General features: G+C 62.3%; 12 protein-coding genes. 8 read left to right on the forward strand and 4 right to left on the reverse strand.

What is annotated here, in order from left to right; all coding sequences use genetic code 11:
• Positions 1 to 342: 342 nt before the first annotated feature.
• The 4 genes from GSQ93_RS05475 (at position 343) to GSQ93_RS05490 (ending at position 3,087) form a co-directional block, all read left to right on the forward strand.
• Positions 343 to 690 carry a YciI family protein gene (locus GSQ93_RS05475; protein ID WP_158934572.1) on the forward strand — a complete coding sequence of 116 codons (348 nt, stop codon included), beginning with the start codon at positions 343 to 345 and terminating at the stop codon, positions 688 to 690.
• A gap of 159 nt (positions 691 to 849) precedes the next feature.
• Positions 850 to 1,266, forward strand: a complete 417-nt coding sequence (locus GSQ93_RS05480) for a YciI family protein (protein WP_158934573.1) — start codon at positions 850 to 852, stop codon at positions 1,264 to 1,266.
• A gap of 79 nt (positions 1,267 to 1,345) precedes the next feature.
• The gene (locus GSQ93_RS05485; protein WP_158934574.1) at positions 1,346 to 1,777 is read left to right on the forward strand and encodes a VOC family protein; all 432 of its coding nucleotides are present in this window, start codon (positions 1,346 to 1,348) and stop codon (positions 1,775 to 1,777) included.
• Entirely contained in the window at positions 1,774 to 3,087 is a 1,314-nt protein-coding gene (locus GSQ93_RS05490) for an RNA polymerase sigma factor (protein WP_301952046.1), read from the forward strand. Before GSQ93_RS05485 ends, GSQ93_RS05490 begins: the two co-directional genes overlap by 4 nt.
• 67 nt (positions 3,088 to 3,154) lie before the next feature.
• Here GSQ93_RS05490 and GSQ93_RS05495 read toward each other — a convergent pair whose 3' ends face one another.
• The 4 genes from GSQ93_RS05495 to GSQ93_RS05510 form a co-directional block, all read right to left on the reverse strand.
• On the reverse strand, positions 3,155 to 3,943 hold the full coding sequence (locus GSQ93_RS05495) for a DeoR/GlpR family DNA-binding transcription regulator (RefSeq protein WP_158934576.1): 789 nt from the start codon (positions 3,941 to 3,943) through the stop codon (positions 3,155 to 3,157).
• A 79-nt stretch (positions 3,944 to 4,022) separates the two neighbouring features.
• Positions 4,023 to 5,024, reverse strand: coding sequence for a 4-hydroxythreonine-4-phosphate dehydrogenase PdxA (gene pdxA, locus GSQ93_RS05500; protein WP_158934577.1), 1,002 nt, complete (start codon positions 5,022 to 5,024; stop codon positions 4,023 to 4,025).
• 73 nt (positions 5,025 to 5,097) lie between these two features.
• Positions 5,098 to 6,411 (reverse strand): four-carbon acid sugar kinase family protein, encoded by a 1,314-nt coding sequence (locus GSQ93_RS05505; RefSeq protein WP_158934578.1) that lies wholly within the window; start codon positions 6,409 to 6,411, stop codon positions 5,098 to 5,100.
• Positions 6,408 to 7,412, reverse strand: coding sequence for a 2-keto-3-deoxygluconate permease (locus tag GSQ93_RS05510; protein ID WP_158934579.1), 1,005 nt, complete (start codon positions 7,410 to 7,412; stop codon positions 6,408 to 6,410). The genes GSQ93_RS05505 and GSQ93_RS05510 overlap by 4 nt, the downstream gene beginning before the upstream one ends.
• A gap of 35 nt (positions 7,413 to 7,447) precedes the next feature.
• Here GSQ93_RS05510 and GSQ93_RS05515 point away from each other — a divergent pair, with 35 nt between their 5' ends.
• From GSQ93_RS05515 to GSQ93_RS05530, 4 genes are all read left to right on the forward strand, one after another.
• Positions 7,448 to 7,711 (forward strand): hypothetical protein, encoded by a 264-nt coding sequence (locus GSQ93_RS05515; RefSeq protein ID WP_158934580.1) that lies wholly within the window; start codon positions 7,448 to 7,450, stop codon positions 7,709 to 7,711.
• Positions 7,708 to 12,084 carry a DEAD/DEAH box helicase gene (locus GSQ93_RS05520; RefSeq protein WP_158934581.1) on the forward strand — a complete coding sequence of 1,459 codons (4,377 nt, stop codon included), beginning with the start codon at positions 7,708 to 7,710 and terminating at the stop codon, positions 12,082 to 12,084. The genes GSQ93_RS05515 and GSQ93_RS05520 overlap by 4 nt, the downstream gene beginning before the upstream one ends.
• 503 nt (positions 12,085 to 12,587) lie before the next feature.
• Positions 12,588 to 13,649 (forward strand): AraC family transcriptional regulator, encoded by a 1,062-nt coding sequence (locus GSQ93_RS05525; RefSeq protein ID WP_158934582.1) that lies wholly within the window; start codon positions 12,588 to 12,590, stop codon positions 13,647 to 13,649.
• A 607-nt stretch (positions 13,650 to 14,256) separates the two neighbouring features.
• Positions 14,257 to 15,126 carry a hypothetical protein gene (locus GSQ93_RS05530; RefSeq protein ID WP_158934583.1) on the forward strand — a complete coding sequence of 290 codons (870 nt, stop codon included), beginning with the start codon at positions 14,257 to 14,259 and terminating at the stop codon, positions 15,124 to 15,126.
• Positions 15,127 to 15,168: the final 42 nt, after the last annotated feature.

Genomic DNA, 15,168 nt, shown 5'->3' on the forward strand with positions numbered 1-15,168 from the left:
TGTTCTTCGTTTGACGATGCCAACCTTCGCGCCGGCCGTTGGCACGTTACCAGTGGGCACAAAATCGGATAGACGTTTTGCTTTTTGGCTCGACACCATTCGATCAGCAGGTACGAGCACGAGGGTTCGCGCAGAACGTCCGCGATCGTCAGGGTCGCTGATCGCCGACGTCCAGCTCAATAAAATCGACCATGAAAGAAAATGGGGGCAACCGTAAAAGAGGCCGACGGTTTAGCTCTTTTTCAGCAGTGCTGCGCCGGACATCGGTGCATTGGGGGATTGAAAGCTTTCTCCGCAGTTGATACCTTGGAGGCCGGTTGAAACCTCAATCCAGGAGATGTCATGTCTTATATGTTGCTCATCGCCGAACCGGTTGGACAGCGGGCCGAGCGTTCGCCAGCCGAGGGCAAGCTTCTCTACGAGAGCATGGTCGAGTTCGGCGCGGAACTGAAAGAACGTGGCTTGCTGATCGCGAGTGAATCGCTGGCAACGGGCGGAGTACGTGTCAAGAAGCGCGACGGCCAGGCTAGCCTGATCGACGGACCGTTCGCGGAAGCGAAGGAGATGATCGGCGGGTTCTACATGCTCGATTGTGCGACGAAGGAAGAGGCCATCGAGATTGCATCGGCGTGTCCGGCCGCCGAATGGTGCGAGGTCGAGGTGCGCAAGATCGGTCCCTGCTGGGAGTGATCTTTTTACGCCACCTCGGTGCGATTGGGTTCGCCTCTACGAGTTAACCCTCGTCAGCTAAAAAATTGTCGATTTCTCCTGCCGTGGTTCGTCGTGGGAATGAGAGCGCGTCCAGCGTTCTCGGATTCGCGCCACGACCACACCACGAGGAGAACAACGATGCGATTCATCATCTTGGTCAAGGCGACCGAAAAAACCGAAGCGGGCATCCTCCCCGAGGGCGCGTTGATCGGCGCGATGGCGACCTACCACGAAGAGCTGGCGAAGGCAGGCGTGCTGCTCGATGCGAACGGTCTCCAGCCGAGCGCCAAAGGCTGGCGCGTGCGTTACGAGGGTGGCCTGCGCAGCGTGATCGAGGGGCCGTTCGCGGAGACCCGCGAACTGATTGCGGGCTACACGCTCATCCAGGTGCGTTCACGCGAAGAAGCGATCGAATGGGCACGCCGTTTTCCTTCACCGATGGGCGAGCATGAAAGCGGCGAAATCGAAGTGCGGCAACTGTTTGAACTGGACGACTTCGGCTCGGGCGAATCGATCGAGCGCTTCCGCGAACTCGAATCAGCGCGGCGCGTTTGAACGCCGCTTGAATAATCCGAACACACTCGCGGAAGCCGGCTAACGCCAGCACCCCGCATTTCTCGAAGGACTATAAAAAATGCATAAGCAAATCTTTGTGAACCTGGCCGTGGCGGACCTGCCGAAAGCGCGCACGTTTTTCAACGAACTCGGCTTCAGTTTTAATCCGACCTTCAGTAACGATCAGGGCGCGTGCCTGGTCATCGCTGAGAACATCTTCGTGATGCTGCTGGTCAAGCCGTTCTTCCAGACCTTCACCACGAAGACGATCATCGACCCGAAACAGCAGGTTGAAGCGCTCACGTGCCTGTCGTGCGAGAGCCGCGCGGAGGTCGATGGAATCGTGGCCAAGGCCGTGCGCGCAGGCGGCACGACGCCACGGCCGGTGCAGGATCTCGGCTTCATGTATGGCCATGGTTTCGACGATCTCGACGGCCATTCATGGGAGTTCGTATATATGGAGCCGAACGCGGACCCGCACGCTGTTTCGAACACGGAGAGCACTCCGTGAGCGGAGCTTCCGGCGAGTCCGGCGGCGGCCAGGAGTCGGCCACGCATCGCGCGATAGAGGCGGTGTGGCGGATGGAATCGGCGAAGGTGATTGCGGTCGTGGCGCGTATGGTGCGGGACGTGTCGCTCGCCGAGGAGTTTGCGCAGGACGCGTTGATCGCGGCACTTGAGCATTGGCGTGTGGATGGCGTGCCGGACAATCCGGGCGCGTGGCTCATGACCACGGCGAAGCATCGTGCGCTGGATCGCTTGCGCCAGGATGCCTTGCACGCCCGCAAGCACGAGGAGTTGGGACTCGACATGGATGCGCGCGAGGAGCACGTCACGCCGGATTTCGTGGATGCGCTGGACGCCGCGCGTGAGGACGATATCGGCGACGATTTGCTGCGGCTCGTGTTCACGGCGTGTCATCCGGTGCTGTCCGTCGATGCCCGGGTTGCGCTAACGTTGCGGCTGCTCGGCGGCCTGACCACGGATGAGATTGCGCGCGCGTTCCTGCAGCCCGAGCCGACCATCGCACAACGGATTGTGCGGGCGAAGCGGACTTTATCGGCGGCACGTGTGCCGTTCGAAGTGCCGAAAGCGGATGCGCGAGCGGCGCGGCTGGCGTCGGTGCTGGAGGTCATTTACCTGATCTTCAACGAGGGTTATTCGGCGACCGCGGGCGACGACTGGATGCGGCCTTCGTTATGCGATGACGCGTTGCGTCTCGGGCGGATCTTGGCGGGTTTGACGCCTGAAGAGAGCGAGGTATTTGGGCTCGTCGCGTTGATGGAGATACAGGCGTCCCGGACTCGTGCACGAACCGATGCGACCGGGCGGCCGGTCTTGTTGATGGACCAGGACCGCAGCCGATGGGACCTGTTGTTGATCCGTCGCGGCCTCGCTGCATTGGAGCGGTCAGAGGCGTTGAATGGCGCACGCGGGCCTTATGCGCTGCAGGGTGCGCTGGCGGCGTGCCATGCGCGTGCACGGCGGGCGGAGGACACGGACTGGGCGCAGATTGTGGCGCTATACGACGCGCTGGCAATGGTGGCGCCATCGCCCGTGGTGGAGCTCAATCGGGCGGTGGCGGTGGGGATGGCGTTTGGCCCGGCGGCGGGGCTGGAGATTGTCGACGAATTGGGATCGAATGTAGTGCTGAAGAACTACCACTGGCTGCCGAGCGTGAGGGGCGATTTGCTGGCGAAGCTGGGCCGTCGTGAGGAGGCGCGGGCGGAGTTCGAACGGGCCGCAGGGATGACACGTAATGGGCGGGAGAGGGAGTTGTTGCTTGAGCGGGCGGAGGAGATGAAGGTTGCGCCTGAATGAAGCGGGCTTACACGGCGGCAAGCTAGCCGGCGGGGCGAAGCGAAAATTCGCAGATAGCCCAACGACCCTATAAATCCTGCTCCGCCCCCATAGGCGCAATCTCGACCACCACTCGTTCCAGCGCCCGAAATGGCGCCAGCCTGATTTCATCGGCGAGGGTGGTGGTGATCAGGCGCCAGTCGCGCTCCAGCGGTGTCCAGTGCTGCTGCCGTGCGCGCCCGAGCTTGTCGGCATCGGCCAGCACTACCACACTCGCTGCCCGGCGAATAATGCAGTCCTTCAGATACGCCTGTTCCGCGCTGGCCTCGCACAAACCAAAATCCGCGGCCACGCCATCCGCCCCGAGAAACGCGAGATCCACGCTCAACCGGCTTAGCACAAGTTCGGCCAGCGGCCCAAGCGTGCTCATGCTCGATGCCCGCAGATCACCGCCAATCAGCGTGATCCGCATGCCCGGCACGTTGGCAAGCGTCATCACCGCCAGCAGGTTGTTGGTCACCACATGCAAGTCACGATGCGCACTCAAATGACGCGCGAGCGCGGCGCACGTCGTGCCGCCGTCGAGCAGCACGGTGTCGCCATCCTTCACATGCAACGCGGCGGCCTTCGCGATCACTTCCTTCTGTTCCCGCTGCGTCGACTTGCGTTCCTCCAGCGACGCTTCCGGCTCATGCGCACCAACCAGCGCGGTCGCGCCGCCATACGTGCGCACGAGACGGCGCTCTTTCGCCAGCATGGTGAGGTCGCGCCGCACCGTCGCCTCCGATACCCCCAGCGCCTCGCTCAACTGCTCTACATTGGCGTCGCGGGTGAGGACAAGATCGAGGATGGCGCGGTGACGGGCGGATGCTTTCATCGGTGAATGCTCATGCTTGATAACAAGGCCGCCGATGTTACACGAGCGCGTCTGCCGTCCTGCTGATCCGCCGATCCAATCACCCGCGCCGTGTCGCGAGTTCCGCGCCCTGACGCAGCGCTTCGAGCAGGCTGCGTTCATCGGCTATCCCTTTGCCCGCGATATCAAACGCCGTCCCATGATCCACCGACGTGCGGATCACTTCCAGCCCGACCGTCACGTTCACGCCCGCCTCGAGCCCGAGCACCTTGACCGGACCATGTCCCTGATCGTGATACATCGCGACCACAAGATCGAAGTCGCCGCGGCCGGCGCGAAAAAAGAGCGTGTCGGCGGGCAGGGGACCGGTGACATCGAGTCCGCGTTCCTGCAGGATCTTGACAGCCGGGATGATCTTTTCTTCTTCCTCGCCATAACCGAACAAGCCGTTTTCGCCCGCGTGCGGGTTGATGCCGCACACGCCAATACGTGGCTTCGCAATCCCCGCTTTCACCAGCGTCGCATTACCGCGCTCGATGGTGCGCTGCACGAGGCCGGGCTCGATCTTCCTGATCGCATCGATGATGCCGATATGCGTCGTCACATGAATCACGCGCAGTTGCGGCGCGACCAGCATCATCGAGACTTCCTTCACGCCCGTCAGATGCGCGAGCATTTCCGTGTGGCCCGGAAACTTGTGACCGCCCGCGTGCAGCGCTTCCTTGTTGAGCGGCGCGGTGCAGATCGCATCGATCTGCTGCGATTGCGCCAGTTCCACGGCACGCGCGATGTACTGATACGCGGCATCGCCGGCCACTGCCGAGAGCTGGCCGAAGGGCAAGTCATCGGGGATCAGGTTCAAGTCGATGCAATCGATGATGCCCGTCTCATACTTCGCTTCCGTCGCATCCTTGATGCGGCGAATTTTCGCGTTGCCGTGCACGATCTCATTGGCTTGCTCGAGGCGGCGTGCGTCGCCGATCACGAGCGGACGGCATTGCTCGTAGACCACTTTGTGCGTGAGACTCTTGACGACGATCTCGGGACCGACGCCGGATGCATCGCCCATCGTGATGCCGATTACGGGGAGAGTGTTGCTCATGATGATTGGTTGAACTCCGTGTAAGTGGGGGCGCTCTGAGGCGAGATGCTTACTGTGTTCGCGCTCGCGGGCGTTAATGTGTGTTGGTGGCCGCGTCGGACGTTCGCAATGTCGGCTGTGCAGGCTGCGGCAGTCTCTGCAAATGCTCCCACGCGCCGAAAAGCGCATGCTCGCTGCCGAATGCACCGGCCTTGGTGACAATGGCGGGACGTGCCGCATGCCGCCCGCAAGGTCGCGCTACCGCGACGCCTGCTTCGATTTCCGACAGCAAATCGAGGCTATCGATACCGGCTGCGCTCAGCATCGCGCGGGCGGTTTCGCCGCCGGTCGCGATCAAGCCGCCGACATGCCTGAAATGCGGCGTCACCAGCGCGGCGAGCGAGGTAGACAGGTGCGCGCCTTCGGCTGGATCGAAGGCATCGTCCCGGCCGATGCGCACCAGCAAGTCGAGGTGCCGCTCCAGATAATCGCCAATCTTCGACTGCCACGCGCGCCAGTCCGCGTGCTCGCTGCCTACCCGCAAGACCGCAGGCGGCACGATCAGTTCGCTCACACGGGCACGCTCGCGCAGCATCGCGCATTGGCGTTCGGACACGGCCGACAGGCTGCCGACCAGGACCAGGATCGCGCCTTCCTGCTTCTCGTGGACGACGGCCTCGCGGGGCGGCGCATCGAAGAGATCGGGCAGCGACGCCAGTTCGCGTGCAAGTCCGCCCGATCCGACCCAGAACAACGGGTGCTCGAACGGGTCGAGTAGCGTGGTGGCTTGTGCGAGCCGTTGCAGGTCGCCGCCGCTATGGGCATCGACGATCAACGCTTGCACGCCTTGCGCGGCGGTTGCCTTGATCCTGTGCAGCAGCGCGTTGATGTTGCCGCGCAAGGCATCCACATCGATGGACTCGCAGCGCAAGCCCGCTTCCTCAAGCATCGTCCTGACATTCGCAGGCCTGCCGGCGTTTTCCAGCTTCCACGTGTCCGTGTTTTCCAGCGGTTCGCCATGCACCAGCACGCGAGCCTGGTGCAGCGTGCGGCCGGTCGCGGGAAACGAAGGCGCGACAATCGCCAGTCCAGCGAGCGGTTGCAACGCGGCCACTTCAGCCGTCCAGTTGCCGCGCAACGTCGAATCGATTTTCTTGTATAAGCGCCGCCCGGGCGCGCTCAACGCGTTGAATGCATCGGCGGTGCGCTGCGCCGCGTCTTGCGGCGAGAGGCGGCGCGTGTCGGTATCGGCAGCGATGACGTCAACGTTGTCCTCTGCCGCAGTGCCCATCACGCCCGATGTCGCAAGCGTCACGACCGTGCGCCGTCCCGCACCGGCGAACGCGATGGCGCAGTCGGCTGCGCCGGAGAGATCGTCGGCGACGATCAGCATGCTGCGGATGTTCATCGCGTGGCCTCGTTCTGGACTTTCTGCACGGTACGGCGCTCTTCGGCCCGGGCGTTCACGCGTTTGGCGACTGCCGCCGTCAGAATGGGCGACACAATAGCAGTCACCACCACGCACGCCGCGACCAGCAGTGTCGCGCTTTTCGCGGCTTCCGCGTAGACCGGATTCGCCGCCGCGATCAGCGCGGGAACCGCCGCCGCATTACCCGCCGTATTGGCCGCCGCCACGCCGGCCACGCCCGTGCCACCCGTCAGGCGGTCAGTGAAATACAGGGGGATTCCCGTCACGACCACCACCGCCAGTCCCAATCCGATGCCAAGCAGGCCCGCTTGCCACACTTTGTGCAGGTCAAGACTCGCCCCCAGCGCAAGCGCGAAGAACGGGATCATGACCGGCACGGCGCGCGCAAGGAAGTCGCGCATTTCGCGATCCAGATTGCCCAGCAGCATGCCGACCGCGAGCGGCAGGATGCTGCCGACCAGCGTAGGCCACGGAAACGCGGCGAGGCCCGCCACGCCGAGCGTGACCATCGTGAGAAACGGTCCGGATTCCAGCGACATGATCGTGTACGCGCCCACATCTTCGGACTTCCCGTATTGCCCCATCAGCGCCATGTAGAGGCCGCCGTTGGTGTCGTTCATCGCGGCGACCACGGCCAATGTCGAGATGCCGGCGAACAAGCCCGAAGAAATGGGCTGCTCCCCAAGGAAATGTCCCATCACGAACCCTACGACAATCGCCGAGCCGATCTTCGCCGCGAACAACGCGCCGCCTTTCTTCAGCAGATAGGGCGTCGCCTTGACGTTGATGCTCGCACCCATACATACATAGAACACAGCCAGGATCGGCAGCGCGCCGGTGAATAATGCGCTGGTGAACGAGCCGAAGAACTTCGGCATGCCGGGCAAGAATGTCGCGACTAACGAGCCGATAAGCAAGGGCACGATCATCATGCCGCCGGGAACACGCTCGATCGAGCGCTTGATAGGAAGCTGGGCCATACGGGTCTCCTGTTTGACGAGCGAATCCGAGTTCAATGCTCGAATCGATCACGTGTTTGATTGAAGCAGTCAAAAAGAAGTGTAATCCCGTCCCACGAAATGCGCAAATTGATCGTTTTTATGATCGATCTGATCATTTGGCTGAAAGTGACGCACCGGTCGTTCAAGCATTGATGTGCTCGCTCGATAGCTACGCCAGCAAAAAACACACCGTCGCCGGGCGGCTGCGGCGCATCGTTCCTCGTGCGCGGACCGCGCTCGAACATGCTTTGCCCGCAGCTAATAAACTAGCGATATGACCGCTGCAAAATCATCGACTTCCAATCCGCTCGACAGCTTCCATCCGGCCGTCGCGGCGTGGTTCAACCGGCATTTCCCTTCGCCCACGGAGGCGCAAGCGCGGGCCTGGCCGCTGATCAAGGCCCGTACGTCAACGCTCGTGGCCGCGCCGACCGGCTCGGGCAAGACGTTGACTGCGTTCCTGGCCGAGATCGATGAACTGGTCCGGGAAGGGCTGGCTAGCGCCCACCCGCTGCCCAACGAAACGACCGTGGTCTACGTGTCGCCGCTCAAGGCGCTGTCCAACGATATCCGCGTGAACTTGCAGGAACCGCTCGCCGGCATCTCGGCTGAACTCGAGCGGCTGGGACTTCCTCCCGTCGAGATTCGCGCCGCGGTGCGCACCGGCGACACCACGCAACAAGAGCGCAACGCGGTCAAAAAGCGGCCGCCGCATATCCTCGTCACCACGCCGGAATCGCTTTACGTGCTGCTCAGTTCCGATTCCGGCCGGGCGATGTTATCGACGGTGCGTACGGTGATCGTCGATGAAATCCATGCAGTCGCCGGCAACAAACGCGGCGCCCATCTCGCGCTTAGTCTTGAACGCCTGGACGCGTTGTGCATTGAACATAAGCACGAAGCGCCGGTGCGGATCGGGTTATCGGCGACCCAAAAGCCGATCGAACTTGTCGCGGAATTCCTCACGGGTAAGCGCCCATGTTCGATCGTCGATGTCGGCCATGTGAGGAAGCGCGACCTCGCGCTGGAACTTCCGCCTATCCCGCTTGAAGCCATCATGTCGAACGATGTGCGCGAGCGTGTCTACGACCGCCTTGCCGATCTGATCGCACAGCACCGCACCACGCTCGTGTTCGTGAACACGCGCCGGATGGCCGAGCGTGTCGCGCGCCATCTCACCGAGCGGCTCGGCAAGCCCGCCGTCGCGGCCCATCACGGCAGCCTGGCAAAAGAGCAACGGCTGGATGCCGAGCAGCGGCTCAAGCGCGGAGAGTTACAGGTGCTGATTGCAACGGCTTCGCTCGAACTTGGGATTGATATCGGCGACGTGGAGCTGGTCTGTCAACTCGGTTCGCCGGGCTCGATCGGCGGTTTCCTGCAGCGTGTCGGGCGCTCGGGGCATCAGGTAATCGGTACGCCGAAAGGGCGGCTCTTTCCTGAGTCGCGCGACGATCTCATCGAATGTGCGGCGCTGCTCGATTGCGTGGCGCGTGGTGAACTCGACGTGCTGCATATTCCTCAAGCACCGCTCGATGTTCTCGCCCAGCAGATCGCCGCCGAAGTGGCGTGCCGCGAGTGGAGCGAGGACGCGCTCTTCGAACTCGTGCGTCGTGCGATGCCGTATGGGTCGCTTGATCGGTCGCAGTACGACGCAGTTATTCGTATGCTCGCTGAGGGCTATACGAGTCGGCGCGGCGTGCGCGGGGCTTACGTGCACCGGGACGCGGTGACGCATAGTTTGCGCGGCCGGCGGGGTGGCAGGCTGACGGCGGTGACATCGGGTGGAGCGATTCCAGACAACGCCGATTTCGCCGTGCTGCTCGAACCGCAAGGTTTGCAGATAGGCACCGTCAACGAGGATTTCGCGGTCGAAAGCCTCGCCGGTGACGTGTTCCAGCTCGGCAATGCGTCGTACAAGATCCTGCGCGTGGAGGGTGGCCGAGTGCGCGTGGAAGACGCGCACGGCCAGCCGCCGAACATTCCGTTCTGGCTCGGAGAAGCGCCGGGGCGGACCAATGAATTGTCGGCGGCAATCGCGCGTTTGCATGCGCAAGTGGACGCTTGGCTGAGCGATTATCCGGTCGACAAAACGATTCTCCTGCTCGCAGAGACAACCGGTATTGGCGAGGAAGCGGCACGTCAAATAGTTGATTATCTGGCGCGCTCGCGATCCGCGCTCTCCGTTTTGCCCACGCAGGACGTGCTGGTCATGGAGCGTTTCTTCGATGCCTCCGGCGGCACGCAACTTGTCATTCATGCGCCCTTCGGCAGCCGGGTGAACCGTGCGTGGGGCCTCGCGCTGCGCAAGCGTTTTTGCCGCACGTTCAACTTCGAATTGCAGGCTGCGGCGACCGAGGACGCAATCGTGCTGTCGCTGACCGGTAGCCACAGTTTTCCACTCGATGAAGTCTGGCGTTACCTCCATTCCAATACCGCGGAACACATGCTGATCCAGGCGCTGCTCGATGCACCGCTGTTCGGCGTGCGCTGGCGCTGGAACGCGACCAACGCGCTTGCGTTGCCGCGTTACGCGGGCGGTCGCCGGGTCGCGCCGCAATTGCAGCGCATGAAAAGCGAGGATTTGCTCTCGACGGTATTCCCCGACCAGGTGGCGTGCGTCGAAAACGTTGTGGGCGAGCGTGACGTGCCGCGCCATCCGCTGGTCGATCAGACGATCGACGATTGTCTGCACGACGCCATGGATTGCGATGCGTGGCTCGCGCTGTTAAGGCGCATAGAAAGCGGCAATGTGCGGCTCGTCACGCGCGATTTGCCCGCGCCGTCACCGCTGGCGGCGGAGGTTTTATCGGCGCGTCCTTACGCCTTTCTCGACGATGCCCCTATCGAGGAACGCCGCACCCAGGCCGTGCTTGCGCGAGGCTGGACCGATCCGCAATCGAGCGATGACCTGGGTGCGCTCGATGCCGATGCTATTGCGGGCGTGCGCGAAGAAGCGTGGCCAACCGTTTGCAACGCCGATGAAATGCACGAGGCGCTCTCGGGGCTTTCGTGCATCACCGACACGGAGTCGCAAGCCAACGATGGCTGGCCGGCGTGGCTTCAACAGCTCGCGGCCTCCGGGCGTGCGACGCGTTTGCAGGTGACATCGACGGATGGGTTATGGGTGCCGGTCGAACGCCTGACATGCTTGCGCGCGGTTCATCCGGTTGCATCAATGCAGCCGCCGCTGAACCCGCTGCCCGGATTCGACGAAGCGTGGACCGAAGACGATGCGCTCGTCGATATCGTGCGCGCCCGGCTGAGCGGCTTTGGTCCGCTGCCGGCGCCTGTTATTGCGCGCGCTCTGGCCGTGCCGGTTTCGTCGGTAGCGCTCGCACTGACGCGCCTCGAAGTTGAAGGTTATGTCATGCGAGGCCGCTTCACGCCGGGCGCGACGGGGGCGATGGAAGAAGAGTGGTGCGAACGGCATCTGCTGGCGCGTATCCATCGATACACCGTGCGGCGTTTGCGGCGCGAAATCGAGCCGGTCGAGTTGCAGGATTTCATGCGTTTCCTGTTCGACTGGCAGCACCTCAGCGTGGACGCGAAAGCCGATCCGCACGGCGACGGCCACGACGCGCTGATGCGCGCGATCGAACAACTCGAAGGCTACGAAGCGCCCGCGGTCGCGTGGGAAGACGAGATCCTGCCTGCGCGCCTGAGCGCTTATTCCATGACCTGGCTCGACGATCTATGCCGCTCCGGCAAGGTTGTCTGGAGCCGTCCGGGTGCGCGGTCGCGCAGTTCGGGCGGTCCAGTGCGCACCACGCCGATCGTGTTGCTGCCGCGTCGAAATCTCGCTGCGTGGAATCCGCTGATGCAACCGGTGCAATTACCCGAGCCTTCGTCGCGTGCCCAGCTCGTGTTCGACGCGCTCACGCAACACGGCGCCATGTTCTTCGATGAACTGCGCTCGGACGTTCGCCTGCTGGATACCGAACTCGAAACCGCGCTGGGCGAACTGGTGTCGCTGGGACTGGTGAACGCCGATAGTTTCGCCGGCCTGCGCGCGTTGCTCACGCCGGCCGCACGCCGCAACAGTGTTGGCCGGCGGCCACGGCGCGGCGGGCGAGGCCATTTCATTGGCGGGATGGATGACGCCGGGCGTTGGGCGTTGCTGCGCCGCACTGAACTCAGTGCCGCGCCCGGCACTACTACTGACTCGCTTGAGCACGTCGCGATGACCCTGTTGCGCCGATACGGCGTGATCTTTTGGCGCTTGCTCGAACGTGAAGCCGACTGGCTGCCGCCGTGGCGCGACTTGCTGCGGGTATTTCATCGGCTGGAAGCACGCGGTGAAATTCGCGGCGGCCGATTCGTGGCCGGACTGGCGGGGGAGCAGTTCGCGTTGCCCGAAGCCGTGCCGCTTTTACGCACGATGCGCAACCGGGCCGCCGACGGCAGTTTCATCGCGATCAGCGCGGTCGATCCCTTGAATCTCGCCGGCACCTTGCTGCCCGGGGAGAAAGTGCCGGCGCTGCCGGGTAATCGCGTGCTATATCGCGATGGTTTGCCGGTTGGGGCGGTTATCGCGGGAAAAACGCGTTTCCTGGTGGAACTCGATGCGCAATCGCAAGAAAGCGTGCGCTGGCATCTCGTCCGGCGCAGCTTTGACCGAATGCCCGTTTCTCCGTTAATGTCGGGTCGCTAAAAGAACAGGCTGAGTTTCATAAGAAAAATTGAAAGATTTTCGATAAAACGTTGATGTTCTTGCTAAACATTACGCGGGTAGAAATAATTGATGAATCGCAACCGAGGGAGACAACCTCGTCGCTTATTTTAATGAAAGTTAAATGAAAGTTCTGGCCGTGGAGAGGCGAACCGCTTTCGTCAAAAACCATCACCGACCCAGACAATCCCGCGCGAGTCGCATTATCGATTCAATCGTCTTTCAGCAATGTGCATCCTGCCCGGCCCGTGAGCGGTGATGGACAACAACGCCTGTAAAACCGTTGCCCCGCTTGACCTGCCAGAAAAAGAACGAATAAGGATATAGCGACAACTCCCCGTTTCCTTCAGCTCGTTTTAAACCCATGCTAAAGTTTTATCGATAAAACGCCGTTAATTTCTTTGCGATGTCGGGTAATGCCAAAAGCCGGGCACGGCCAATCTGGAAAATAATGTCGGAACCTGTTATGGAGGCTGAGTAACGCCATGTCGACGCCCATCAGATTCGACAGTGCCGATTTCCCCGAGAATGACGCCGAGGAAATCTGGCGCGAAGGAATCGACGCTGTGTTTGAGATCCAGCGCCCGAAAGATCCACCCGCGCCGTTTCGCGCGAAGATGGAAAGCTGGTCTTTAGGTTCAATGCTGCTCATGTCGCATGTTGTAGGTGGAGACGTCGAATTTCAGCGCACCCGCCGCAGGATAGCGACCTCCGGCGTTGACCATTACCTCGTGCATTGCCTACTCGACGGCACGCTGATGTCGACTTTTGGCCGCGATATCCAGCAGGTGTCGCTCGGGTCGGTCGTCGTGCGCGACCTGGTCGTCGAAAACGTCGGTTTCACCCGCGACGCGCCCATGCTGACGCTCACCATTCCACGCCAGGCCATCGACCGGCGCACGGGCGGCGCATTGCGCCTGCACGGATTGTCCTGGGAGGCGGCTGACCCTATCGGCCTGCTGATCGCTTCGCATATGCGCACTCTGGTCAGCGTCGCGAGCGCGATGGACGACGAGCAGGCTCACGTGGCGGGCGAAGCCACGCTGGACTTTGTCGCTGCCTGCGTGCTGCGGCGTGCCGAGCGCTGGGAGCAATCCGGCGATCCGCGCCTGACGCCGGTGATCCGCGCGCAGGCGCTGAGTTTTATCGAAGGCAATCTGGCCGACATGAGCCTCGGTCCGGCGAGGCTGCGCGAAATCCTGAAGGTATCGCGAACCGCGCTCTATGAACTTTTCGAACCGATGGGCGGCGTGGCGGAGTATGTACGCGCGCGCCGGCTCGATGAAGCCATGCGCCGGCTCGAATCGCCGCTGCATTCGCGCGATCTCATTGGTGCAATCGCCTGCGCGGTCGGCTTCATGAGCGAATCCACGTTCAACCGCGCTTTCAAGGAGCGTTTCCGTTGCACGCCGACAGAAGCCCGCAAGAGGCGCGCGGCCGGGGCGCAGATTGGCGCGACTTTAGCGGCCGACGACAGCAGCCGTTTTCGCGACGCGCGCGGTGTTGGGTTCAGGACCGCCGCGACGATCCGCAGCTTGGGCGCCTGAGTGTGTAAAGGAGATGTAAGTGGCCGTAAGCACCCGTAAACGCATGTAAACGCAGATAAACATTTCCCCGATGCGCTGAACAAAATGGGCGGAAAGAGCGGACGGAATGAGAGGGCGGCAGCGTACGTCGAGGGCATCATTGCGTGGCGCGTACGCAGGCATCGTGAGCCGTGCTGAGCAAAGGCCGAGGCGAAGAGAATGAGGCCGATTATTTCTCGGCGCGTGTGGCAGGCGCCTTGCCCGTTGGACGCACTCGCCCTTGGGTGGTCACGACAAGCGCCGCTGACAGACCGCTACGGCTCCGACAACAAATCCATACCGCCCGACGCGAAGGCTGTGACTGTGCAGGGTTATGGGTCCCCAAAACCGCATCGGTCATCCGACGCAGAGAGCAGGCACGCGCAGGCAGTTGCGGACCTTAATGCCCGTTCCGCCGGATTCAGGCGTGACCACGCTTGAACGCTGAAAAGCACAGGATCGCGGACCTGAGAGAGAAAGCGTCATCAAGACGCTTCGAGGCAAAACGCGCCTCACGGTCGATGTCACCGACATCAAGCCCGCCGCGTGTTCGACCTACACCAAGAAAAATGTGACATCGGGAAAACTCATGTGGCTGTTTGCTTTGTTCCACGCCGAAACCTTGTTCGGCCGTATCGTCAAGATGGGTGTGTGCGGCGCGGCAGTTGTCGCGTTTTATGTGGGTCTCACGTCGACGCCACCATCGGGGATCCAGGTTGCACTGTCGCTTGCCGTGATCGCGGCGCTCTGGCTGCATGGGTATCGCGAAAGCAAGCGGTCGTCGTATGCGTCGGCGCAATGCGACGCCGAGATTCGCGAGGATGAGGGCCGGATTCGGGTAGCCGGCGGCGGAGTCGATTTCACCTTGCATCTCGCGTCGCGGACGCTCACGGTCAACAAGGTGGCGAAGCGATTCGTTTCGACCGACGCTCCCGGCGAGTTTCAACGCTTGCGCTCGGGCCGCTTCGATTGGCCGTTCCGGGCGCTGACGATCGAACCTGAGCCTGAACCTGAGTCAAAAGCGGGCAGCTTCGGCACGGTGTCTGGCGCTTCGGCAGCACGATGGACGGGTGAGAGGGCAATACCGTCGTCCGATACCGGCGAGACCACGACGCTGGCTGGCGAACGTGCAATTGGCGTGTACTGGAAACACCCGGGCCAGGGTGATCGCCTGTTATTTTCGGTGACGGGTCCCGTCGAAAAATATGAAGCGATAGACCGCGCATTTTCGATCTTCGCTGCCTGGGTCGATCACGAGGACGAAGCGCGGCACGCAATCGAACGCCGCCAACAGGCCGAGGCGTGGCAACGCGATTGGGAAGCGCAACGGTTGGCAGAAGAACTCGAACACACGCGGCGCCGGGGAGACAGCCCCTTCGACGAAACCGATCAGCCCATGCGCATGGCCGCCAAAGCAACTAAAGCGGCCAGAGCAATCACGCCTTCGAGCAGGTGGTAGCTGCCGGCCATATGTTAGAAATGCGCTCGTCGCGCGCCGTCG

Origin of the sequence: Burkholderia sp. S171, from assembly GCF_009766085.1 — a bacterium.
In the GTDB taxonomy this organism is placed as follows: domain Bacteria; phylum Pseudomonadota; class Gammaproteobacteria; order Burkholderiales; family Burkholderiaceae; genus Caballeronia.